The sequence below is a fragment of the Actinomadura sp. K4S16 genome (assembly GCF_008327685.1).
Taxonomy (GTDB): Bacteria; Actinomycetota; Actinomycetes; order Streptosporangiales; family Streptosporangiaceae; genus Spirillospora.
In genome coordinates this window covers 895,748-918,949 of the sequence record NZ_BDDE01000011.1, presented here as the reverse complement: position 1 = coordinate 918,949, position 23,202 = coordinate 895,748, and the positions used below count along the sequence as shown (strand labels likewise).

Genomic DNA, 23,202 nt, shown 5'->3' with positions numbered 1-23,202 from the left:
ATCACGGCGGGGCCTTTCTCATTTCCGAACGTTCTGCTTCCGCTGCGGCAGGAGCCGGCTTCGTCTCCACCCCCGGATCGGTGGCATAGGGTCGGTGCATGCCGTCGCTTTCGCCGCGTCTCGCCGAGGTCGTGGACGCTCTGCCGCTCGCGCCCGGGATGCGGGTCCTGGAGATCGGGTGCGGGCCGGGGGCGGCAGCGCGTGCCGTCGCCGCCCGGCTCGACGGCGGGCACATCGTCGCGATCGACCGGTCGGCCAAGGCGGTCGCGCAGGCGGAGGCGGCCTCGGCCGAGGAGATCGCGGCGGGACGGATGAGCGTCCGCCGCGCCGCCATCGAGGACTTCACGCTCGACGCGGGCGAGGCGCCCTTCGACCTCGTCTTCGCCGTCCGGGTGGGCGCGCTCGACGGCCGCCATCCGGAGGCCGGCCGGCACGCTCTGCGGCGCATCGCCGCGGTGCTGGCTCCCGGCGGCCGGCTCTTCGTCGACGGAGGCGACCCCCTGCGGGAGATCACCCCCTGATCGCCGGGCGGGGCGCGGTCAGCGGCCGAGCGCCCGGTCGAGCGTGGCGGCCCACTGGTGGAGCAGGCGAGTGCGGCGGGCCGAGTCGTCGGTGAGGAGATCCGCCAGGCCGAGGCCGCGGACCAGGTCGAGGGTCGCCTGGACCGTCTCCCGGACGCCGGGGACCGACTCGTCCGCGCCGAGGGCTTCGACGGTGAGGCGGTGCGCCTCCCGTCCGACCCGCGCCTCCAGGGGAACGACCTGGGCGCGCAGCTGCTCGTCGGAACTGGCCGCGACCCATAGCTGGAGCGCGGCGCGGAAGAGCGGGGAGGTGTACATCTCGCCGAGGAGCGCGACGACGTCGAGCGTGGAAGGCCGCCGGTCGGCGAGCACGTCCAGGCGCTCGCGCATCTGCGCGATCCGCACGTCCGAGCCGTACTCGACCGCCGCCGTCACCAGCTCCTCACGGGTGCGGAAGTGGTGCTGGGCGGCGCCCCGGGAGACCCCCGCGCGCTCGGCGACGACCGCCACCGTCGTGCCCGCCCAGCCCACGGAGGCGAGGCAGTCGATGGCGGCCTCCAGGAGGCGCCGCCGGGTGGCGCGGCTGCGGTCCTGCTGAGGTTCGCGGGGGAGGGCCTGGGCGGTCATGGAGTCCTCGGATCGGTGGGCTCTCCAGTGAACCAAACGATCAGGCGAAGAAACAATCATGCACGATTGATTTTTTAGTGGCGGGCTGGCAGGGTTCAGCCCATGAGCCAACCGTTGCGGGTCGGTAACGCCTCGGGCTTCTACGGCGACCGCTTCTCCGCGGTGCGGGAGATGCTGGAGGGCGGGCCGCTGGACGTCCTCACCGGCGACTACCTCGCCGAGCTGACGATGCTGATCCTCGGGCGCGGGAAGATGAAGGACCCGGGCGCCGGGTACGCCTCGACGTTCCTGCGGCAGATGGAGGAGTCCCTCGGGCTCGCGGCGGAGCGCGGCACGACGATCGTCACGAACGCCGGCGGGCTCAACCCGCGGGGGCTCGCGGACCGGCTGCGCGAGCTGGCCTCCCGGCTGGGCATCGACGTGCGGATCGCCCATGTGGAGGGCGACGACCTGCTGCCGCGGGCCAAGGAGCTCGGGCTGGCGGACGCCCGCTACGGGCAGCCGCTCACCGCCAACGCCTACCTGGGCGCCTGGGGGATCGTCGAGTGCCTCAAGGGCGGCGCGGACGTGGTGGTGACGGGACGCGTCACCGACGCTTCCCTGGTCGTGGGCCCGGCCGCGGCCCGCTTCGGCTGGGCGCGGGACGACTGGGACGCGCTCGCGGGCGCGACGGTCGCCGGGCACGTGCTGGAGTGCGGCGCGCAGGCGACCGGCGGCAACTACGCCTTCTTCCAAGAAATCTACAATGTAAAGGCACCGGGCTTCCCGGTCGCCGAAATCCACCCCGACGGCTCCAGCGTGATCACCAAGCACGACGGGACGGGCGGCGCGGTGACGGTCGAGACCGTCACCGCGCAGCTCCTGTACGAGATCGGCGGGCCCTCCTACGCGGGCCCGGACGTGACGACGCGGTTCGACTCGATCGCGCTGGCGCAGAACGGGCCCGACCGGGTGCGCATCAGCGGCGTCCAGGGCGTCCCGCCGCCGCCGTCCACCAAGGTGTGCCTGAACCACCTGGGCGGCCACCGCAACGAGATGACCTTCGTCCTCACCGGCCTGGACGTCGACGCCAAGGCCGAGCTCGCGAAGTCCCAGCTGGAGGACGCCTTCGCGGAGGCGCGGCCGGCCCGCGTCGAATGGACGCTCATCGGCGCCCCCGGGCCGGACCCGGCCACGCAGAGGGAGGCCACCGCCCTGCTCCGCTGCGCGGTCCTGGACCCGGATCCGGAGAAGGTCGGCCGCGCGTTCAGCGGCGCCGTCGTGGAGCTCGCGCTCGCCGGCTACCCGGGCTTCACGATGACCTCCCCGCCCGGCAAGGGCGCGCCCTACGGCGTCTACACCCCCGCGTACGTCCCGAACGACGCGATCGGACACGTCGCGGTGACGCACGAGGGCGACCGCGTCGCCGTCCCGGCCGCACCCGTCGTGCGCGAACCGGAGGCCCCCGCCGAGCCGCCGCCCCTCGGGGACGTCCCGCCGGGCGCCACCGTCCGCGCACCGCTCGGCCGTGTCGCCGGGGCGCGGAGCGGAGACAAGGGCGGTGACGCCAACATCGGCGTGTGGGCCCGTACCGATGCGCAGTGGCGCTGGCTGGAGCCGTTCCTGACCACCGAACGGTTCCGCGCGCTGCTGCCGGAGACCCGGGAGCACGCCGTCCACCGGCACGTGCTGCCCAACCTCCGCGCGGTGAACTTCGTCGTCGAAGGGCTGCTGCAGGAGGGCGTGTCCGCCTCGACCCGGTTCGACCCGCAGGGCAAGGCCCTGGGGGAGTGGCTGCGGTCCCGCCTCGTCGACATCCCGGAGGCAGTCCTGTGACCTTCAAGAGCACCCTGGACGCGCGGAGCCCGGAGTACCGGGCGCGCCGCGCGGCCATGCTGGAGAAGCTGGCGGCCCTCGACGCCGAGCACGCCAAGGCGCTGGAGGGCGGCGGTGAGAAGTACGTCGCCCGCCACCGCAAGCGGGGCAAGCTGCTGGCGCGCGAGCGCATCGAGCTGCTCCTCGACCCCGACTCGCCGTTCCTCGAACTGAGCCCCCTCGCCGCGTGGGGCAGCGACTTCCCGGTGGGCGCGAGCGTCGTCACGGGCATCGGCGTCGTCGAGGGCGTCGAGTGCATGATCGTGGCGAACGACCCGACGGTGCGGGGCGGGTCCAGCAACCCGTGGACGGTGAAGAAGAGCTTCCGGGCGTCCGACATCGCGCTGGAGAACCGGCTGCCCGTCATCAACCTGGTCGAGTCGGGCGGTGCGGACCTGCCGACGCAGAAGGAGATCTTCATCCCGGGCGGCCGCATGTTCCGCGACCTCACCCGGCTCTCGGCCGTGGGCATCCCGACCATCGCGCTCGTGTTCGGCAACTCCACGGCGGGCGGCGCCTACATCCCGGGCATGTGCGACCACGTCGTCATGGTCAAGGAGCGCGCGAAGGTGTTCCTCGGCGGCCCGCCGCTGGTGAAGATGGCGACCGGCGAGGAGGCCGACGACGAGGAGCTCGGCGGTGCCGAGATGCACGCCCGCACCTCCGGCCTCGCCGACTACATGGCGGCGGACGAGGCGGACGCGCTTCGCCTCGGGCGCCAGATCGTCCGTAACCTCAACCACCGCAAGCTCGGCCCCGCGCCCGGCCCGGTCGAGGAGCCGCTGTACGACGCCGAGGAGCTCGCCGGGATCGTCCCGGAGGACCTGAAGGTCCCCTTCGATCCGCGCGAGGTCATCGCGCGCGTCGCCGACGGGTCGCGGTTCGAGGAGTTCAAGCCGCTGTACGGGACGAGCCTGGTCACCGGCTGGACGCGCGTCCACGGCTACCCGATCGGGGTCCTCGCCAACGCGCAGGGCGTCCTGTTCGGGGACGAGGCGCAGAAGGCGGCGCAGTTCATCCAGCTCGCCAACCAGAGCGACACCCCGCTGCTGTTCCTGCACAACACGACCGGCTACATGGTCGGCAAGGAGTACGAGCAGGCCGGGATCATCAAGCACGGCGCCCTGATGATCAACGCGGTGGCCAACAGCAGGGTCCCGCACATCACGATCGTGATGGGCGCCTCGTACGGGGCGGGGAACTACGGCATGTGCGGCCGCGCGTACGACCCCCGGTTCCTGTTCGCCTGGCCGAGCGCCAAGTCGGCGGTGATGGGCCCGCAGCAGCTCGCGGGCGTCCTGTCGATCGTGGCGCGGCAGGCGGCGCAGGCACGCGGGCAGGCCTACGACGAGGACCAGGACCGCGCGATGCGGGAGATGGTCGAGGCGCAGATCGAGGCCGAGTCGCTGCCGTTCTTCCTGTCCGGGCGGCTCTACGACGACGGGGTGATCGACCCGCGCGACACCCGGACCGTCCTCGGCCTGTGCCTGTCCGTCGTCCACAACGCGCCCGTGCGCGGAGCCGAGGGCTTCGGCGTCTTCCGGATGTGAGTGTCGAACAATGATCAACAGAGTGCTGGTCGCCAACCGCGGCGAGATCGCCCGCCGCGTCCTGCGCGCCTGCCGGGACCTCGGCATCGGGACGGTCGCCGTCCACTCCGACCCCGACGCCGGCGCGCCGCACGTCCGGGAGGCCGACGCGGCCGGGCGGCTGCCCGGGGCGTCCCCGGCGGAGACGTACCTGTCGGCGGAGCGGCTCCTCGACGTGGCGGGGCGCGCCGGGGCCGACGCCGTCCACCCCGGCTACGGCTTCCTGTCGGAGAACGCGGACTTCGCGCGGGCCGTCGTCGACGCCGGCCTGGTCTGGATCGGCCCGCCGCCCGAGGCGATCGCCGCGATGGGGTCCAAGATCGAGGCCAAGAAGCTGATGGCCGCCGCGGACGTCCCCGTGCTGCCCGAGCTCGACCCCGCGCAGGTCGCCGAGCCGGACCTCCCGCTGCTGGTGAAGGCGTCCGCGGGCGGCGGCGGGCGCGGCATGCGCGTCGTCCGCGCGCTCGAGGAGCTGCCGGACGCGGTCGCCGGGGCGCGGCGCGAGGCGGAGTCGGCCTTCGGCGACCCGACCGTGTTCTGCGAGCCGCTGCTGGTGAACGCCCGCCACATCGAGGTGCAGGTCCTCGCCGACGCGCACGGGACCGTCTGGACGCTCGGCGAGCGCGAGTGCTCGGTCCAGCGCCGCCACCAGAAGATCATCGAGGAGGCGCCGTCCCCGGCGGTCGGGCCCGAGCTGCGCGCGCGCCTGTGCGAGGCGGCGGCGAACGCGGCGCGCGCCATCGGGTACGTCGGCGCCGGCACGGTCGAGTTCATGCTCGCGCGCGACGGCCGCTTCTACTTCCTGGAGGTCAACACCCGGCTCCAGGTCGAGCACCCGGTCACCGAATGCGTGTACGGGGTGGACCTCGTCCGGCTCCAGATCGAGGTCGCCGAGGGCGCCCGCCTGCCGGAGGCGCCGCCGGAACCGCGCGGCCACGCCATCGAGGTCCGCCTGTACGCCGAGGACCCCGCGCGGGACTGGCGGCCCGCCAGCGGCACGCTGCACACCTTCGAGGTGCCGGGCGTGGACGCCGAGTTCGCCGTGCCGGCGGGGCACGGGCTGCGCCTCGACAGCGGCGTGGAGAGCGGGTCCGAGGTCGGCGTGCACTACGACCCGATGCTCGCCAAGGTCATCGCGTGGGCGCCGTCCCGGGCCGCCGCCGCGCGCAGGCTGGCGGCCGCGCTGCGCGGCGCCCGCATCCACGGCCTGACCACCAACCGCGACCTGCTCGTCCGGGTCCTGGGGGAGCCGGCGTTCCTGGACGGCGACACCGACACCGGCTACCTCGACCGCATCGGCCTCGACACCCTGGCCGCGCCGCTCGCGGACGAGGCGGCGGTCCGGGTCAGCGCGCTGGCCGCGGCGCTCGCGCAGGCCGCCGGGAACCGTGCGGGCGCCTCCGTGCTCGGCGGGCTGCCGTCCGGCTGGCGCAACGTGCGGTCCCAGCCGCAGCGCAGGACGTTCGAGGGGCCCGGCGGCCCGGTGGACGTCGACTACCGGCTGGACAGGAACGGCCTGGCCTCCGAGCTGTGCCCCGGCACGTCGCTGGTGGCCGCCGCGCCGGAGCGCGTCGTCCTCGACCACGACGGCCTCCGCGAGACCTTCACCGTCACCACCGCCGGGGACGCGGTGCACGTCGACTCCCGCCTCGGCCCGGTGACGCTCGCCGCCGTCCCGCGCTTCGCCGACCCGAGCGGCCAGATCGCCCCGGGCTCCCTGCTGGCCCCCATGCCCGGCACCGTCGTCCGCGTCGAGACCGAGCTGGGCGCGACCGTCGCCGAAGGGCAGACCCTGGTCGTCCTGGAGGCGATGAAGATGGAGCACCGCATCGCCGCGCCGTCCGCCGGGACGGTCGCCGAACTGAACGTCGCCGCGGGACGGCAGGTCGAGTCCGGCGCCGTGCTCGCCGTCATCGAAGGGACCCCCGAATGAGCTTCGTCGAGACCGAGGAGCGGACGGCGCTGCGCGCGGCCGTCGCCGAACTGGGCGCCAAGTACGGCTCCTCCTATTACGTGGAGAAGGCCAAGGCCGGGCAGAAGACCGACGAGCTGTGGGCCGAGGCCGGGCGGCTCGGCTACCTCGGGGTCAACGTGCCGGAGGAGTACGGCGGCGGGGGCGGCGGCATCGGCGACCTCGCCGCCGTGTGCGAGGAGCTGGCCGCGGCGGGCTGCCCGCTGCTGCTGATGGTCGTGTCCCCGGCGATCTGCGCGACGATCATCGCCAGGTCCGGCACGGACGGCCAGAAGGCGCACTGGCTGCCGCGCTTCGCCGACGGCTCGGTGAAGATGGCGTTCGCGATCACCGAGCCGGACGCCGGCTCCAACTCGCACCGCATCACCACCACGGCGCGCCGCGACGGCGACGGGTGGGTGCTGAACGGGCAGAAGACGTTCATCTCCGGCGTGGACGAGTCGGACGCGGTGCTGTTCGTCTCCCGCACGCAGGACCAGAAGGGCAACCTGCGGCCGTCGCTGTTCATCGTCCCGACCGGCACGCCCGGCTTCACCTTCACCCCCATCGACATGGAGATCGTGTCGCCGGAGAAGCAGTTCATCTGCCACCTCGACGACGTCCGGCTGCCCTACGACGCACTCGTCGGCGACGAGGACGGCGGCCTGCTGCAGCTGTTCGCCGGCCTCAACCCCGAACGCATCATGGCCGCGGCGATGGGCGCCGGGATCGGGCGGCTCGCCCTCGGCAAGGCGACGGACTACGCCAGGACGCGGCAGGTGTTCAGGACGCCGATCGGCGCGCACCAAGGCCTCGCGCACCCGCTCGCCGCCGCCAAGATCGAGCTGGAGCTGGCCCGGCTGATGGGGCAGAAGGCCGCCTGGCTGTACGACGAGGGCGACGACATGGGCGCGGGCGAGGCCGCGAACATGGCCAAGTACGCCACCGCCGAAGCCGCGATCCACTGCGTCGACCAGGCCATCCAGACCCACGGCGGAAACGGCCTCACGACCGAGTACGGCGTCGGGATGCTGGCGGGGGTCGTCCGGCTCATGCGCATCGCCCCCGTCAGCCGCGAGATGATCCTCAACTTCGTCGCGCAGCACTCCCTGGGGCTCCCCAAGTCCTACTGACATTGCGGTGGCGGCGCGGGGAGCGGGCGGCCTAGACTCCTGGCGTTCCCCGCGCTTGATCAAACAGAAGACCGCCATCCGAGGGACTCACGTGTACGGTCCGCCGCCCGTTCCGCCGCCCGCCGCCGAGCCCGTGCCGCCCGCCCCGCCACCGGTGCCGCCCTCCGCCGCGGCCCCCCGCGGCCGCCGCCTGGCGGCCTGGGGCATCGACACCGGGCTCCTCATCGGCGCCGCGGTCCTGCTCGGCATGATGACGTGGGGACGGCTGAACGGACTGCTCGGCGACGGGCTGTGGGGCGACGCGCTGTCGTCGGCGGGCGGGCTCCTGCTGACGGGCGGCGACGTCCAGCAGGCCGCCGAGGACTTCGGCATGGGGCTCTGGAACACGGTCGTCAGCGCCATCGAGCAGGCGCTGCTGCTGCTCATCCTGATCGAGTTCCTCCACCAGTTCGCGGGGCAGGCCTTCGCCGGCCGGACCCTCGGCAAGGCCGTCCTCGACCTGCGCGTGGAGCACGCCGGGTCCGCCGAGTCCGTCAAGTCCGCCAAGGCCAGGGCGCTGCGCCGCTCGCTGGCGACGACGGCGGGCGGCACCGGCCTGTACTGCGCCGCGTGGATCCTTCTTCTGCACGGCCTCTTCTTCCTCTCCCTCGTGCTGTGGCTGGCGGCCGTCGCGGTCTTCCTCGCCAACAGCGCGCCGACGCTCCTCGGCGCCCGGCGCCGCGGCCTCGCCGACCTGCTGGCGGGGACGGTCCTGGTCCGCGCGGACGGCTACCGGCGCGCCGCCGCGGCCGCGCGGCAGGGCGCCGTCATCGCCTGGGACGGCACCCAGGCGGCGGGCCAGGTCGCGGGCCAGGCCGTGCGGGAGAACGCGGCCCGCCTCGCCCAGGCCGAATCGATGCAGCGCGCGCTGCAGTCGGAGCGCGCCCGGCAGGTGCAGGACCTGGGCCGGCGCTCCGCCGCCCGCGTGCAGGGCGCGATGCAGGGCGAGAGGGCGCAGCAGGTGGGCGAGGCGGGCAAACGCGTCGGCGGCCGGCTCAGGAGCGCCTACCAGGAGCGCCGGGCGGCCCGGCGCCAGGCGCTGCCCCCGCGGCCGGAGCAGCCCGCCCTCCCACCGCCCGCACCGTCCTACGACCCCTACGCCCAGCCCGACCCCTACGCCCAGCCCGACCCCTACGCACAGCCCGGCCGGTTCGCCCAGCCCGCCCCGTACGAGCCGCCGCCGCAGCAGTACCCGCCGCCGCAGCAGTACATGCCCCCGCCGCCGCAGTACCCCTCCGAGCACTGAGGCGACGCCCAGGCTCGGAGGCCGGCGGGTCCGGGGCGCCGGCGCCCTGCCGTGCGGCGCTTCCTGGACGCCCCAAGTCCCACTGAATCCCCCCACCGGCGCCTTTGCTCACTGTTAGTAGTCGTTACGTTACGGAAAGAGAGGAGGCGGGAAGGATCGCGACGCAAGCACCGGATACCGGAGCGAAAGGGATGATCATGAAGAGGTTTCTCGCGGTTGTGGTTCTCGCCTCCGGGGCGACCCTGGCCGGGATCGCCGGCCTGAGCGCCACGGCGTCGGCCTCCACCGGCCCGGACGCCATCGCGTCGGCCACCTCGTACGCCCAGGTGATGGGGGGCCATGGCGACCACCATGGCGACCACCACGGCCACCACCACGACTGCGACGAGAACACCAACACCAATATCAACATCAACATCAACGGCTGACGCGCGACGGCCTTGCCGGCCGGCGGTCCGTCCGGTGGGCGGCGGCCATCTGGCGGAGACCGCGGGGTCTCCGCCAGAGCGTCATCCGGCCAGCGCGTCCAACTGCGCCTCCAGCGGCACGGGGGCGTCGAGCCGGTTGTCCACGGCCGTATGGGGCACCGGAGGCGGCGTCCCGGGCAGCATCCGGGCGGCGAACGCGTCGAATGCCGCCAGCTTGCCGGTGTCGCGGGGCGACCCCCGCTCCTCCAGGCGCCGCCGGAGGGTCGCGGCGTCCGTCCGGATCCAGACCAGGCGCACCGGCGGTCCGCCCAGGGACGCGACCCACTCCGTCCACCGCGCCGCGTCCCGGATCTGACCGGTGAACGGTCCGCTCAGCAGCACCGGGCAGCCGTGCGACCGGATCTCCCGCGCCGTGGCGGTCATCCCGGCGTACTCGTGCGGCTTGACGTGCGCGTCGTACCAGGCGCCCTCGCGCTCGCCGGGATCGCGGCCGAACGCCGCGAGCGTCGCCGCCACGAACGGCCCGAACATCGTGTCCTTGTCCAGCAGCGCCGGTACGGGCCGCAGCCGGCGCAGCAGCAGGTCCGAGACCGTGGTCTTCCCGGAGCCGGGCGGCCCCGCCACCACCCAGACCGGGGCGGACGTCACGTCGACAGGCGCATGCGGCGGGTCGCCAGCCGCTCGATGCGCGCCTCGTCGACCTCGTGGCCGAGCCCCGGCTGCGTGAGCGGGACCCCGACGACGCCGCCGGACGAACGCACCGGCGGCGTCACGAACACCGGCCCTCCGGCCGGGTCGGACACGTCGCTGGGCAGCGTGCACCCCGGCAGCGCCGCGAGCGCGACCGCGGCCGCCTGCCCGATGCCGAACGCGCCGCAGCCGCTGCACCACACGTCCCAGCCCGCCGCGTACGCGAGGTCGTGGGCGCTGCGGGCCGCGGTGAGCCCGCCGAGCCGGTCGAGCCGCAGGTGCAGGGCCCGGCCCGCCTCCAGCGCCAGGGCCGCGTCGAGGGTCTCCAGGTCTCCCACGTCCGGCGCCACGGCGCTGCCGACCCGCAACTGGAGCCGGGCGTGCGCGGCCAGGTCGCCCGCCGGGAACGGGCGCTCGATCGCCGCCAGGCCGTAGGCGTCCAGCGCCTCCAGGACGGCCAGGTGCTCGGGCGACTCGGTGTAGGCGTGGCCGGCGTCCGCGACGAGCGCCAGCGCCGGGTACGCCTGCCGGACCGCGCGGACGGGCTCGATGTCCCACCCTGGCCTGATGTCCAGCGTGACCCGGGTGTGGCCCGCTCCAACGGCCTTGTTGACGCGCGCGGTGACCGTGTCGAGCGCCGGCTCGGGGGAGATCCGCGCGCCCGTCACGATGGAGGTGCGGGTGCCGCCGAGCGCGTGCGCGAGCGGCAGCCCCCGCATCCGGCACCACAGGTCCCAGCAGGCCGTGTCGACGGCCGCCGCGGCCTCGCGCGCGCCGAGGTCGGCGGCGGCGGACACGTCCTCGGGACGGTCCCAGTCGAGCCCGATGAGGGCCGGCCCCATCCGCGTCTCGATGTCCGCCCACGCCGCGCCGGAGTCCGCGTCCCCGGCCGGGACGGCCATCTCGCCCCAGCCGACGGCGCCGCCGCCGGAGAGGCGGACGAGGACGCTCTCCGGCCGCCGCCCGCGCGGCATCCGCACGCGGAAGGCGTCGCAGCCGTGGATCCGAGGCACCGCACCAGTCCTTCGAAGTAGGGGTTCTTCCTCAATGATCCCCCCTCCCCGGACCAGGAAGGACAAACCACGCGGGTCAGGACCGCCGCCGCGGCGGCGCGGGCAGCGGGCCGGGCCGACCGGTCAGGGGCAGCTGCTCTCCAGCGACACCGGCTTGGAGCTCGGCTTGGGCGACTCGCCGCCGTCCGGCTCGTCCGGCGACGCGCTGGGCGAGGCGGACGGCGAGCCGCTCGGCTTGGCGCCGACCTGCCGGGGGTCGCTGTTGACGGCGTCGGCCGCCAGCTCGCGGATCTTGTGGAAGTCCGGGTTGCCGGAGAAGATCAGCGGCGGGACGAACTGCAGGCTCCTGATCTGCGCGCCGTTCTTGACCCGGTTCGACAGCTTCATCAGCGCGGGCAGCAGCTCCTGCGGGATGTCGGTCGACAGCGTCCGCTTGGCCGCCGCGGCGAGCTTGTCGAAGCTGGTGAGCACCGTCTGCGGGTCGGCCTGCTCGGCGATCGCCCGCATCAGGCACTTCTGCCGGCTCATCCGGACGTAGTCGCTGCTGTTGGTGCGGGACCGCCCGTACCAGAGGGCCTCCTTGCCCTTCAGCGTCCGGTATCCGGGCTGCAGGACGCCGCCCTGCAGCCCGTACGGGATCGGCTCGGTGATCTTGAGCTTGACGCCGCCCATGGCGTCGACGATGTCGGCGAAGCCGAACATGTCGACGAGGATGTAGTAGTCGACGCGCAGGCCGAGGATGCCGGCCACGGTGGCCTTCAGCAGCTCGGGGCCGCGGCGGTTCTTGGCGACGCCGGGCACCACGTCGGGGTGGTTCTCGGCGTACTCGTAGACCTCGTTCAGCAGGCCCGGGTTCTGCGGGCCGTCGCCGGTGAAGCCGTAGGGGAACCGGTCGCGGGCCGGGCCGGGCGGCATCGGGAACTTCTCCAGGTTGCGCGGCAGGCTCAGCAGCACCGTGTCGCCCGTCTTGGTGTCGACGCTGGCGAGGGTCACGCTGTCGGTGCGCACGCCGGTGCGGTCGGCGGCGGAGTCGCCGCCGAGCAGCAGGATGTTGACGCGGGACTGCCCGTTGAAGGGGTCCTCGGTGTCGACGGGCTTGCCGTTCTCGCTGCCGGTGCGGAAGATGCTGGTCAGCGCGTCCCGGTACACGTAGGTGCTGTGCGCCGACCACGCCACCGGCACCGCGACGGCGAAGCACATCACCGCGACGGCCGCCGCGCCGAGCGTGCGGGCGCCCGCGGCGAGCCGCGCCGGGCGCAGCAGCAGGTAGGAGCGGACGACGACGAGGATCCACAGCAGGCCGAGCGCGACGATCGCGGCGGAGGCCCGCTGCAGCACCGCGGGCTGGACGGCGTAGTGGACCAGGTCGGAGCGGTACACGGTGGCGGCGCCCGCCAGCGCGGCGAGCATCGCGGCGTACAGGGCGAGCAGCAGCCCGCCGGCGATCCGGCGTCCCGTGACGAAGTGCGCGACACCCCAGACCAGGGCGGACGCGAGCGTCAGCGCCAGCGCGCGGGGGAGACCCCCGGCTCCGCCGGAGGTACCCTCATCGTCCCTGTCCGGGGCACGCCCACTCGGCGACCGACCCATGTACGCTCCGATTCCCACCCACGGTGAATTAAGCCTCGGCTCACATTATTGACGCGTCGAACCGGGCAAAGGTTGCGTAAGAGTCGATCGCATGCGAGCGGATGTGGCCTTTGTTGCAGATGGACAGGATAGTGAAATCCGCCGCCGTCCGGGGGCCGGACGGATGATCAAGGTGCGGCCGATGATCTCCGGGCGGGCGGCGGTCACCGAGCGGGCAGGGCGCCACCGCGTGGGCGGCCGTCAGCGGCGGGACGATCACCAGCAGGCACAGGACCGACACCGTGGTGCCGCCCGCGAGCCGCCACAGCGGCGTCAGCCCGTCCGGGAGCAGGACGGCGTAGGAGTGGACGATCAGCCCCGCCCACAGCGCCGCGACGGCCACGCAGCCGGCCGTCAGCGCCACCAGCCACCCGGGCCGCGCCGCCGCCTGCGAGAGCAGCGGCCGGCCGTGCCCGGCGGCGGCGGCCGCCGCCGTCAGCGCCACCGCCTGGAACGTCAGCAGCGCCGCCCCGGACCGGACGCGCCCGGCCCGCAGGTGCGCGATGCCCGGCAGCGCCGGGGACACCGCGGCGATCAGCAGCGCCTCGGCCAGTTCCCGAAGCGCCTCCTCCCGCGCCCGGCGCTCGCGCGCCGCGGGGCGCGGCGGGTCCTCCGGCAGCGGCCGTGCCCCGGCCCCGATCGGCCCGCCGTCGAACATGCTGCGCCCCCTCCAGGGACGGAGACCCCCACTCCGTTCCTGACGTAAGAGCGTGCAGGTCGGAGGGCTGATCGGGGTGCGAAGGCGGCGGCGTGTCGCGAAATGCGGGACCGCCCTGCGGCCCGGAGGAGGCGCCCTTTACCAGCTGCTGGACAGCGGCTTGCCCTCGGCGTAGCCGGACGGGCTCTGGATCCCGATCGTGGCGCGCTCGTGGAACTCCTCCAGGGTCCGGGCGCCCGCGTAGGTGCACGAGCTGCGCAGTCCCGCCACGATCGAGTCGATCAGGTCCTCCACGCCGGGCCGCTGCGGGTCCAGGAACATCCGGGAGGTGGAGATGCCCTCCTCGAACAGCGCCTTGCGGGCCCGGTCGAAGGGGGAGTCCTCGGCGGTGCGCAGCCGCACCGCACGGGCGGACGCCATCCCGAAGCTCTCCTTGTAGAGCCGCCCGTCCGCGGCCCGCTGCAGGTCGCCCGGCGACTCGTAGGTGCCGGCGAACCACGATCCGACCATCACGTTCGCCGCGCCCGCCGCGAGCGCCAGCGCGACGTCGCGCGGGTGCCGGACGCCGCCGTCCGCCCACACGTGGCGGCCGAGCCGGCGCGCCTCCGCGGCGCACTCCAGGACGGCGGAGAACTGCGGGCGGCCGACGCCGGTCATCATCCGGGTCGTGCACATCGCGCCGGGGCCCACCCCGACCTTGACGATGTCGGCGCCCGCCTCGATCAGCTCGCGGGTGCCCTCGGCGGTCACCACGTTCCCCGCGGCGACCGGGACGGCGGGCTCCAGCGCCCGGACCGCGCCGAGCGCGCTGATCATCTTGTCCTGGTGGCCGTGCGCGGTGTCGACGACGATCAGGTCGGCGCCGGCCTCCAGCAGCGCCGCGGCCTTGCCGGCGACGTCGCCGTTCACGCCCACCGCCGCCGCGACGCGCAGCCGGCCCCCGGCGTCCACGGCCGGCCGGTAGAGCGTGGCGCGCAGCGCGCCGGTGCGGGTGAGGACGCCGGCGAGGCGGCCGTCGGCGTCCACCACGGGGGCGAGGCGGTGGCCGCGCTCGTGGAGCCGGTTGAACGCCTCCCGCGGGTCGACGCCGGCGGGCAGCGTGACCAGGTCGCGGGACATGATGTCGCGGAGCTGGGCGAACCGGTCCACGCCCATGCAGTCGGCCTCGGTGACGACGCCCACCGGACGGTCGTCCTCGACGACGATCACGGCGTTGTGGGCCCGCTTCGGCAGCAGCGCCAGCGCGTCGCCGGCCGTGCTGGAGGGATCCAGCCGGATCGCGGTGTCGACGACCAGGTCCCGCTTCTTCACCCAGGAGATGACCTCGGCGACCACCTCGACGGGGATGTCCTGCGGGAGCACCGCCATGCCGCCGCGCCGGGCGACGGTCTCGGCCATCCTGCGGCCGGACACGGCCGTCATGTTGGCCACCACGAGCGGGACGGTCGTCCCGCTGCCGTCCGAGGTGGACAGGTCGACGTCCAGGCGCGACCCGACCGAGGACCGGCGGGGGACCATGAAGACGTCGTTGTAGGTGAGGTCGTGAGCGGAACGCTCACCGTTCAGCAGGTGCACGGCTGTACTACACACCAATCGCGTTCGCAGTGGCTGGGCCACCGTACATTGTCAGTCATACCCGGCGATGCTCCCGCCAGGAACGTCCGGGCGGGCGCCGCGGAGCGCCCGGGATGTCGCGGGCAAAGCCGTGACCAGGGGTGATGACACTGTGTCCCCCGGGGGCGTCGAGTGTCGTCTCCGGCCCCTCTCCCGCCCTCTTCCAGGCATAACGGAAAGTGGGTCCGTGCGCCTGCTCGAAAACGGTGCAACGTGAGGCTTGGCTCTCTGTAAAGTTACCTCTTGACGTAACTGCGCCCCCGATGCACTTTTCTTACATGTGCCTCGCGCGGACGGCCGATCCGCCGTTGGGGGTGGGTCAGCAGAACACCGGGAGAAGCGCATGCAGGTCACGCACGTGGACCCGGTCGGCCATGCCCGCCCGCGCCGCGGGCCGCCCCGGCCGGGCGGCGAGCACCGGAGCGGGGACGGCCGTCCGGCGCGCCCGCCGCCCTCGTCTCCGCCGCGCCGTGCGCGGTGCGGGCCCGGCAGCGTTGCGCTTTTGAACCGGTTTGTGCGGCATCCGAAACGTCGCCGCCCGGAACCGCTCACCGACGCTTTGACGGCCGCCGGGGCGGGCGAACACGAGCAAGATCAATATTTGACGTCATACCGTCCTGAAATGGAATGATCTTGCAGTTGCTGGCGAAACGATTCATCACATGTCGAGGAGGAGAGCCGTGCTGGATGCGGTCGACGCCGTGCTCGTCCGCGAGCTCCAGCGGGATGGCCGGGCGACGTTCCAGGCGCTGGCCGATCGCGTCGGGCTTTCCCGCACGGCGGTGCGGGCACGGGTGCAGCACCTTCTCGAAACCCAGGTCGTCCGCGTCGTCGGCATCGTGCACGCCGCCGTCGTCGGCGCGGAGGCGATCGGACACGTGTCGGTCACCGTGGACGGGTCGGCGAGGGAGGTGGCCGAGAGCGTCGCCGAGCGCACCGCCGTCAGCTTCACCGCGCTGACCGCGGGCCCGTACGACCTGGTCGCGCAGGTGCGCACCCGCGACGACGCCGCGCTCGCCGCCGAGGTGGACCACATCAGGTCCGTCGCCGGCGTGCGCGCGGCCGAGGTGTTCCGGTCGGTGGCCACCGTGCGCGACACGCACGCGGTGGTGCGCGAGCTCGGCGAGGTCACACTCGACGACATCGACTGGCGGCTGCTGCACGAGCTGCAGCGCGACGGGCGCGCGCCCTACACCCGGCTCGCGCACGTGATCGGCCTCTCGCAGGCCGCCACCCGGGCCCGGGTGGTCAGGCTCATGCGCACGGGCGTCATCCAGGTGACCGGGCTGGCCGACCCGCTGGCGCTCGGCGCCGCCGAGCTCGGCGGGTTCGGGCTGGTGGTGACGGGCGGGCTGCGCAAGGTCGCCGAGGCGGTCGCCGCCCAGGACGGCGTCCGCTACCTGGCGACCGGCTTCGGCCGCTACGACATCGTCGGGCAGGTCGAAGCGGCCTCCCGGGCTGAGCTGGTGGCGGTGTTCGACGCCATCCGGTCGGTGTCCGGGGTGACGGTGCGGGAGTCCTGGCACCACCTCGACGTGGTGAAGGAGTCCTACGCCGTCCAGCTGCCCGAGCAGCCCCTCAACGGGGCGGTCTGACCGGAACCGGCGCCTCGGCCACGGCGCGACCGTGGCCGGGGCAGCGTCCCGCTCCCGCTAGTCGCGGCTGAGCGCGACCTCCTCCAGGTCCAGCTCCCACATGACGCTGGCCAGCACCTCGTCGTCGATGCGGCGCTCGTCCCGCATCCGGACGAAGACCCGGCGCTCGGCCATCAGCATCTCCCGCCGCAGCCGCCGGTACGTGGCCGTCGGCACCTCCTCGCCCTCCGGGCCCGTCCCGCCCCCGAGCCGCTCCCAGGCGCGCAGCTGCCGGTGCTCGGCGAGCCGGCGGAGCCGCTCCACCACCGACGGGTCGAGCCGCTCCTCGGCGTTCAGCTCCTCCAGGCGCTCCAGGGCGGCCTGCGCGGCCGCGTGCTGGGCGCCCGCGAGGGCGACGGTGTCGGCGTAGCGCTCCCGGCCCCCGCCGATCCGGAGCGCGCGGATCAGCGCCGGGAACGTCAGCCCCTGCACCAGCAGCGTCCCGAGGACGGTCGTGAACGTCAGGAAGAGGATCAGGTCGCGTCCGGGGAACGGCCTGCCGCCCGAGATCAGGAACGGGACGGCGAACGCGGCGGCGAGCGAGACCACCCCCCGCATCCCCGCCCACGAGATCACGACCAGGCCGCGCCAGCCCAGGTTCGGCAGCTCCCGCTCCCGCCGCGACAGCAGCCGCGGGATCTGCGAGGCGGGGAACACCCACGCGAACCGGGCCGCGACCGTGACGGCGAACACCGCGATCGCCCACCAGGCCAGCTGCTGCCAGCTCCGCCCGGACAGCGCGTTGACGACCGGCGGAAGCTGGAGGCCGATCAGCAGGAAGACCACCGACTCCAGGACGAAGACCATGACCTTCCAGAACGAGTGCCCGATCAGCCTGGTCACCGCCGCGGACTGGGTCTCCCGGTTGCCGAGGTACAGCCCGCTGACCACCACGGCGATCACCCCGGAGGCGTGCACGCTCTCGGCGAGGAGGTAGCCGGCGAACGGCGCCACCAGCGCGACGCCGTTCTCCACCAGCGGGTCGTTCAGCCGGGTCCGCAGCCAGTGCAGCGGCGGCCCGAGCAGCAGCCCGACCGCCGCGCCCACGACGGCGGCGAACAGGAAGCGCCCGACGCCCTCCGCGAGCGTGAACCCGGCGCCCGTCGCCGCGATCAGCGCCACCCGGAACGCGGTCAGCGCCGTCGCGTCGTTGAACAGGCTCTCGCCCACCAGGACGGTCACCGTCCGCCGGGGCAGGCCGAGGCGCTGCGCGATGCTCACCGCCGCGACCGCGTCCGGCGGCGCCACGATCGCGCCGAGCACGAACGCCGCCGCCAGCGGCAGGTCGGGGACGAGCAGCGACGCCGCGTACCCAACGGCGAACGTGGTGAACAGCACGAGGCCGACCGACAGCAGGCCGATGGACCAGACGTTCTCGCGCATGTTCGTGAACGAGCTGTTCCAGGCCGCCGAGAACAGCAGCGGCGGCAGGAACACGAACAGGACGAACTCCGGGTCGAGTTCGAACTCCGGAACGCCCGGGACGAAGGAGAGGCCGAGTCCGGCGATCACCAGGACCAGCGGTGCCGAGAGCCCGATCCGCCGGGCCCCCGCGGCCACCATCAGGGCGCTGACCGGTACGGCCAGCAGCCAGAGCGCGTGCGTCGTATCCACCCGCCGAATCATGGCATGTCCGGGCCGGTCCGGCGCCGGGCGGCGGGCTCCGGCCGGAGGGGCGGGGGGAGCGGTCGGTGGAGCGGTCAGCGGGCGGGGTGGTCGCGGGGCGCCTCCTTGGCGAAGGCGAGGAAGTCGCGGGCGGCGGGAGGCAGCCGGCGGTGCGCGTGCACGAGCCCGATCATGCGGGTGAGCGGCGGCATGAACGACCGGACCGTCACCCCTTCGGTGTCGTCGATCTGGTTCCGGTACCAGAGTAAGGAGCCCCTTCCGGCGCGGACCCAGCCGAGCCAGGCGCCGCGCTCGTCCGACTCCACCGCGGCGACCGGCCGCGCGCCGATCCGCCGCAGCATCGTGTCGATCTCGGCCCGGCGGGCTCCGCCGCGGGCGGGCAGCACGAGCCGCATGCCGTCCAGCGCGGCCGGCGGCACCGGCTCGCGGACCTTCAGCGCGGGCGGGGAGATCAGCACCACCTCGCGCTGCTCGAACGGGTGCGCGGTCATGTCGCCGGGGACGGGCAGGTCGGTCAGCGCCAGGTCGGCGCGGCCCGTCCGCAGCGCCGCCGCGATCTGGTCGCGGTCCGCGCAGCGGACCACCCGGACCCGCACGGCCGGCTGGTTCCGGGCGAAGCGCGGGATGAGGCCCCCGGTCAGCTCCGGCTCCAGCGACGCGGTGACCGCGATCCGCAGCTCCGCGCCGCGCCCGTCGGCCCGGTTGACGGCCAGCCCCTCGATCGCGTCGACGGCGCCCAGCGCGACCCTGGCCTGCCGGACGACCTGCTCGCCGGCGGGGGTGAGGACGACGCCCCGGCCGGACCGCGCGAACAGCTCCAGGCCGAGCTCGCGCTCCAGCTCGCGGACGGCCCGCGACAGCGCGGGCTGGGCCACGTAGAGGGCTTGGGCCGCCGACGTCATCGTGCCGTGGTCGGCGGTCGCCACGACATAGCGCAGCTGCCGCAGATTCATGCACCGACCGTATGCCAACGAACCGCTCCGGTCCTGGACATAGCCGGATCCGGACCGGGAATCAGCGGACCGGTGCGGCGGTCAGGTCCTGGTCTCGGGGGCCGCCCCGCCGGCGCGCTCGGCCGGGACGGTCTCCGGCTCGGGCTGCAACTGCGGCGCGCCGACCCCGCACTGGCGCGGGCATTCCGGCTCGACCGGTTCGCCGGACGGCGTCCGCAGGGCGTCGCCGCCGACCGTGAGGAAGGACAGCACCGCTCCGGCCGCCAGGAGCGCGGCGCACGTGATCATTGCCAGCCGGAACCCGTGCGAGAAGGTGACCGGGTTGGTGTAGGCGTCGCCCGTCAGCCCCGTCAGCGGCGGGATCGCCGCCACCGCGAGCAGCCCGGCGGCCCGCGCCACGGCGTTGTTGACGCCGCTGGCCACGCCCGCGTGGCGGACGTCGGCGGTGGCGAGGACGGTGGCGGTGAGCGGCGCGACCACCGCCGCCAGGCCCAGCCCGAACACCACCACGGCCGGCAGGACGTCCCGGACGTAGGAGGCGCCCGCGCCGATCCGGCCCACCAGGAGCATCCCGAGGGCCGCCACCAGCAGCCCCGCGGTCATCGGCAGCCGCGGGCCGATCTTCTGCGCGAGGGCGCCCGCGCGTGCGGACAGCAGCAGCATCAGCACTGTGACCGGCAGCAGCGCCGTCCCGGCCGCGATGGGCGAGAACCCGCCGACGACCTGGAGGTTCAGCACGAACAGGAAGAACAGCACGCCCATCCCGCCGTACATGATGAACGTGACGACGTTGACGGCCGAGAACTGCCGCGAGGCGAACACGTCCAGCGGCAGCATCGGCTGGGGCGCCTCCCGGCGCGTCCGCCCGGCCGGCAGCCGCCGCCCGCCGCGCAGCCGTTCGACCAGCACGAACGCGACGGCCGCGGCCAGCCCCGCGATCGCGGCGGTGGCGATGACCGGCGGGGGCGCGCCCCCGCCCGGCGCCTCGGTCAGCGCGTACGTCGTCCCCGCCAGGGCCAGCGCCGCCAGGGCCGCGCCGAGCACGTCGAAGCGCCCGCGGGCCTCCGGGTCGACGCTCTCCGGGACGTGCCGGACCGCGACCAGCACCACGACCGCGGCGAGCGGCACGTTCAGCAGGAACACCCACCGCCATCCCGCCGCCTCGACCAGCCAGCCGCCCACGAACGGGCCGACCGCGCCCGCGACGCCGGCGAGGCCCGACCAGGCGCCGACCGCGCGCGGGCGGTCGTCGGCCGTGAACGACGCCTGGATGATCGCCAGCGAACCGGGGGTGAGCAGCGCCCCGCCCACGCCCTGCAGCGCCCGCGCCACGATCAGCGTCCCGATGTCCGGCGCCGCGCCGCACAGCACCGAGGCGACCGCGAACCACACCACGCCGACGAGGAAGACCCGGCGGCGCCCGAACCGGTCCCCGAGGGAGCCGCCGAGCAGGATGAACCCCGCGAGCGTGAGCGTGTAGGCGTTCACCGTCCACTGCAGGCCCGCCATGTCGGCGTTCAGGTCGCGGGCCAGCCTCGGCAGCGCCACGTTCACGACGGTGGCGTCGAGCATCGCCACGCTCGACCCGAGCACCGTCGCCAGCAGGATCCAGCGTCCGGGGCCGGTGCCCAGCCGGACGTCGGGCATCAGACGATCAGTTCGTCGACGAAGCACCACCGCCAGTCCTCGCCCGGCTCGAACGACCGGACGATCGGGTGCCCCTCCTTCTCGAAGTGCGCGGTGGCGTGCCGCCTGGGGGAGGAGTCGCAGCATCCGACGTGCCCGCAGCTCAGGCAGAGCCGGAGGTGGACCCAGCGTGTGCCCTCCCGGAGGCAGTCCTCGCATCCCTGCGGGGTGTTCGGGGACGGGTCCTCCGCCGCGAGGGACTGCACGTGCTCACATGTGGCCATACCTGAATCGTGCCACGCCCGCGGTCACCGCATCACCAATGGTCGGGGCTGAACGGCTCGTCCTCGGGACGCGCCGACCGCGACAGCAGCCTCAGGTCCGACTCGACCATCATGGTCACCAGCCCCTCGAAGGTCACCTCGGGCTCCCAGCCGAGCTGCTCGCGGGCCTTCTTCGGGTCGGCGCACAGCAGGTCGACCTCGGCCGGGCGCGTGTACCTGGCGTCCAGGACGACGTGGTCCTCCCAGTTCAGGCCCGCGGTGCGGAACGCGAACTCCACCAGCTCCCGCACCGACTGGGTCTGGCCCGTACCGATGACGTAGTCCTCGGGGGAGTCCTGGGCCAGCATCATGCGCATCGCCCGGGCGTAGTCGCCCGCGTAGCCCCAGTCGCGCCGGGCGTCGAGGTTGCCGAGGCGCAGCTCGGTGGCCAGCCCCAGCTTGATGCGGGCGGCGCCCAGCGACACCTTCCGCGTCACGAACTCGGCGCCCCGGCGCGGCGACTCGTGGTTGAACAGGATCCCGCTCACCGCGAACATCCCGTAGGACTCGCGGTAGTTCTGCGTGATGTAGTGCCCGTAGCTCTTCGCCACCCCGTACGGGCTGCGCGGGTGGAACGGGGTCTTCTCGTTCTGCGGCGTCTCCCGGACCATGCCGAACATCTCCGAGGACGACGCCTGGTAGAAGCGGATCTGCTCGCCGCCCGGCGTGCGGGAGGTGCTGATCCCCGACACCACCCGGATCGCCTCCAGCATGCGGAGCACGCCCATCCCGGTGACCTCGGCGGTCAGTTCGGCCTGCTGCCACGACATCGGCACGTAGGAGATCGCGCCGAGGTTGTAGACCTCGTCGGGCTGCACCCGCTCCACCGCCGAGATCAGGCTGCCCTGATCCAGCAGGTCCCCGGTGGTGATCTGCACGTCGCCGATGTGCTTGCGCAGCCGCGACACATGGGGGTTCGCCTGCCCCCGCACCAGGCCCCAGACCTCGTATCCCAGCTCAAGCAGATGCTCGGCCAGATACGAGCCGTCCTGTCCGGTGATGCCGGTGATGAGTGCTCGCCTGGACAGCGGATCCTCCATGGCTGAAATAGGTCCGACGCGGGCCCACCACGGGTGCAAACCCGCAACGAGCGTGATTTATGAGGTTACCGACCAGGCCGTGTCCATGACGAGGGAGGGCACGGTTTGAACCGAATTCCCTTCTGGTTCGCCCGCCGGGCCGCCGGTGTGCCACCGTGAGATCCATCATGAGGTCACCGGACGCACCGCCGCTGCGGCTGAACGGGCGCGACATCGGCCCCCACGCGATCATGGCCGTGGTGAACCGCACACCCGACTCCTTCTTCGACCGGGGCGCCACCTACGGTTTCGACGCGGCCCTCGCCGCCGTCGGCCGGGCCGTGGAGGCCGGCGCCGACATCGTCGACATCGGCGGTGTGAAGGCCGGCCCCGGCCAGGAGGTCGGCGTCGACGAGGAGCTGCGCCGCGTCGTCGGCCTGGTCGCGGCCGTCCGCGAGCGGTACCCCCGCGTCGTGATCAGCGTGGACACCTGGCGCGCCGAGGTCGGCGAGGAGGTGGCGCGGGCCGGCGCCGACCTGCTGAACGACACCTGGGGCGGGCCCGACCCGCGGCTCGCCGAGGTCGCCGCCGCGCACGGCATCGGGCTGGTCTGCTCCCACGCCGGCGCGCTCGCGCCCCGCACCCGCCCCCACCGGATCGGCTACGACGACGTCGTGGCGGACGTCATCGGGCACGTGACCGCCGAGGCCGAGCGCGCCGCGTCCCTCGGGGTGCGCCGCGACGCGATCCTCATCGACCCCGCCCACGACTTCGGCAAGAACACCCGCCAGTCACTGGAGATCACCCGCCGGCTCGGCGAGCTGACCGCCACCGGCTGGCCGGTCCTGGTCGCGGTGTCCAACAAGGACTTCATCGGCGAGACGCTCGGCCGCCCCGTCGACAAGCGCGGCGTCGGCACCATGGCCGTCCTCGCGGTCTCCGCCCTCCTCGGCGCCCGCGTCTTCCGCGTCCACGACGTCCCCGCCGCCCGCCGCGCCCTGACCGAAGTCGCCCACCTCACCGGCTGAG

20 protein-coding genes are annotated in these 23,202 nt (G+C 73.9%); 9 read left to right on the top strand and 11 right to left on the bottom strand.

The features are described 5' to 3' along the window. Nucleotides 1-98 precede the first annotated feature (98 nt). The gene (locus tag K4S16_RS11375) at nt 99-521 is read left to right on the top strand and encodes a cyclopropane-fatty-acyl-phospholipid synthase family protein (protein ID WP_149258788.1); all 423 of its coding nucleotides are present in this window, start codon (nt 99-101) and stop codon (nt 519-521) included. A gap of 18 nt (nt 522-539) precedes the next feature. Here K4S16_RS11375 and K4S16_RS11370 read toward each other — a convergent pair whose 3' ends face one another. Next, the gene (locus tag K4S16_RS11370; protein WP_149258787.1) at nt 540-1,148 is read right to left on the bottom strand and encodes a TetR/AcrR family transcriptional regulator; all 609 of its coding nucleotides are present in this window, start codon (nt 1,146-1,148) and stop codon (nt 540-542) included. A gap of 102 nt (nt 1,149-1,250) precedes the next feature. Between K4S16_RS11370 and K4S16_RS11365 the strand changes: the two genes are divergently transcribed. The 6 genes from K4S16_RS11365 (at nt 1,251) to K4S16_RS11340 (ending at nt 9,388) form a co-directional block, all read left to right on the top strand. Continuing rightward, entirely contained in the window at nt 1,251-2,963 is a 1,713-nt protein-coding gene (locus tag K4S16_RS11365) for an acyclic terpene utilization AtuA family protein (RefSeq protein WP_149258786.1), read from the top strand. A gap of 56 nt (nt 2,964-3,019) precedes the next feature. Further along, nucleotides 3,020-4,552, top strand: a complete 1,533-nt coding sequence (locus tag K4S16_RS11360) for an acyl-CoA carboxylase subunit beta (protein ID WP_235036729.1) — start codon at nt 3,020-3,022, stop codon at nt 4,550-4,552. 10 nt (nt 4,553-4,562) lie between these two features. After that, nucleotides 4,563-6,524 carry a biotin carboxylase N-terminal domain-containing protein gene (locus tag K4S16_RS11355; RefSeq protein ID WP_149258785.1) on the top strand — a complete coding sequence of 654 codons (1,962 nt, stop codon included), beginning with the start codon at nt 4,563-4,565 and terminating at the stop codon, nt 6,522-6,524. Next, the gene (locus tag K4S16_RS11350; RefSeq protein ID WP_149258784.1) at nt 6,521-7,675 is read left to right on the top strand and encodes an acyl-CoA dehydrogenase family protein; all 1,155 of its coding nucleotides are present in this window, start codon (nt 6,521-6,523) and stop codon (nt 7,673-7,675) included. Before K4S16_RS11355 ends, K4S16_RS11350 begins: the two co-directional genes overlap by 4 nt. A 91-nt stretch (nt 7,676-7,766) precedes the next feature. Continuing rightward, nucleotides 7,767-8,960 (top strand): RDD family protein, encoded by a 1,194-nt coding sequence (locus tag K4S16_RS11345; RefSeq protein WP_149258783.1) that lies wholly within the window; start codon nt 7,767-7,769, stop codon nt 8,958-8,960. A gap of 191 nt (nt 8,961-9,151) precedes the next feature. Further along, a complete protein-coding gene (locus K4S16_RS11340; protein ID WP_149258782.1) occupies nt 9,152-9,388 on the top strand; it encodes a hypothetical protein in 237 nt (78 codons plus the stop codon). Between the two features lie 81 nt (nt 9,389-9,469). Here the strand turns inward: K4S16_RS11340 and K4S16_RS11335 are convergent, their stop codons facing one another. The 5 genes from K4S16_RS11335 to K4S16_RS11315 form a co-directional block, all read right to left on the bottom strand. Next, the gene (locus K4S16_RS11335) at nt 9,470-10,036 is read right to left on the bottom strand and encodes an AAA family ATPase (RefSeq protein WP_149258781.1); all 567 of its coding nucleotides are present in this window, start codon (nt 10,034-10,036) and stop codon (nt 9,470-9,472) included. Then, complete coding sequence (locus K4S16_RS11330) at nt 10,033-11,091, bottom strand: enolase C-terminal domain-like protein (RefSeq protein ID WP_149258780.1); 1,059 nt, start codon at nt 11,089-11,091, stop codon at nt 10,033-10,035. The genes K4S16_RS11335 and K4S16_RS11330 overlap by 4 nt, the downstream gene beginning before the upstream one ends. A 123-nt stretch (nt 11,092-11,214) precedes the next feature. Then, a complete protein-coding gene (locus K4S16_RS11325) occupies nt 11,215-12,681 on the bottom strand; it encodes an LCP family protein (RefSeq protein WP_149258779.1) in 1,467 nt (488 codons plus the stop codon). 40 nt (nt 12,682-12,721) lie between these two features. Continuing rightward, nucleotides 12,722-13,378, bottom strand: a complete 657-nt coding sequence (locus K4S16_RS11320) for a hypothetical protein (RefSeq protein ID WP_149258778.1) — start codon at nt 13,376-13,378, stop codon at nt 12,722-12,724. A 138-nt stretch (nt 13,379-13,516) separates the two neighbouring features. Then, the gene (locus K4S16_RS11315) at nt 13,517-14,953 is read right to left on the bottom strand and encodes a GuaB1 family IMP dehydrogenase-related protein (protein ID WP_149258777.1); all 1,437 of its coding nucleotides are present in this window, start codon (nt 14,951-14,953) and stop codon (nt 13,517-13,519) included. Between the two features lie 719 nt (nt 14,954-15,672). On the opposite strand from K4S16_RS11315, the gene K4S16_RS11310 reads away from it, so the two are divergent. After that, nucleotides 15,673-16,587, top strand: a complete 915-nt coding sequence (locus K4S16_RS11310) for an Lrp/AsnC family transcriptional regulator (protein ID WP_149258776.1) — start codon at nt 15,673-15,675, stop codon at nt 16,585-16,587. A 57-nt stretch (nt 16,588-16,644) separates the two neighbouring features. Here K4S16_RS11310 and K4S16_RS11305 read toward each other — a convergent pair whose 3' ends face one another. The 5 genes from K4S16_RS11305 to K4S16_RS11285 form a co-directional block, all read right to left on the bottom strand. Next, complete coding sequence (locus tag K4S16_RS11305) at nt 16,645-18,240, bottom strand: Na+/H+ antiporter (protein WP_235036716.1); 1,596 nt, start codon at nt 18,238-18,240, stop codon at nt 16,645-16,647. An 86-nt stretch (nt 18,241-18,326) separates the two neighbouring features. Next, the gene (locus K4S16_RS11300; RefSeq protein WP_149258774.1) at nt 18,327-19,205 is read right to left on the bottom strand and encodes a LysR family transcriptional regulator; all 879 of its coding nucleotides are present in this window, start codon (nt 19,203-19,205) and stop codon (nt 18,327-18,329) included. Between the two features lie 81 nt (nt 19,206-19,286). Further along, nucleotides 19,287-20,852 (bottom strand): MFS transporter, encoded by a 1,566-nt coding sequence (locus K4S16_RS11295; protein WP_149258773.1) that lies wholly within the window; start codon nt 20,850-20,852, stop codon nt 19,287-19,289. After that, nucleotides 20,852-21,115, bottom strand: a complete 264-nt coding sequence (locus K4S16_RS11290; protein WP_149258772.1) for a ubiquitin carboxyl-terminal hydrolase 14 — start codon at nt 21,113-21,115, stop codon at nt 20,852-20,854. The genes K4S16_RS11295 and K4S16_RS11290 overlap by 1 nt, the downstream gene beginning before the upstream one ends. 32 nt (nt 21,116-21,147) lie before the next feature. Continuing rightward, nucleotides 21,148-22,182, bottom strand: a complete 1,035-nt coding sequence (locus tag K4S16_RS11285) for a GDP-mannose 4,6-dehydratase (RefSeq protein ID WP_149258900.1) — start codon at nt 22,180-22,182, stop codon at nt 21,148-21,150. A 179-nt stretch (nt 22,183-22,361) separates the two neighbouring features. On the opposite strand from K4S16_RS11285, the gene folP reads away from it, so the two are divergent. Next, a complete protein-coding gene (gene folP, locus K4S16_RS11280) occupies nt 22,362-23,201 on the top strand; it encodes a dihydropteroate synthase (RefSeq protein ID WP_149258771.1) in 840 nt (279 codons plus the stop codon). Nucleotide 23,202 lies beyond the last annotated feature (1 nt).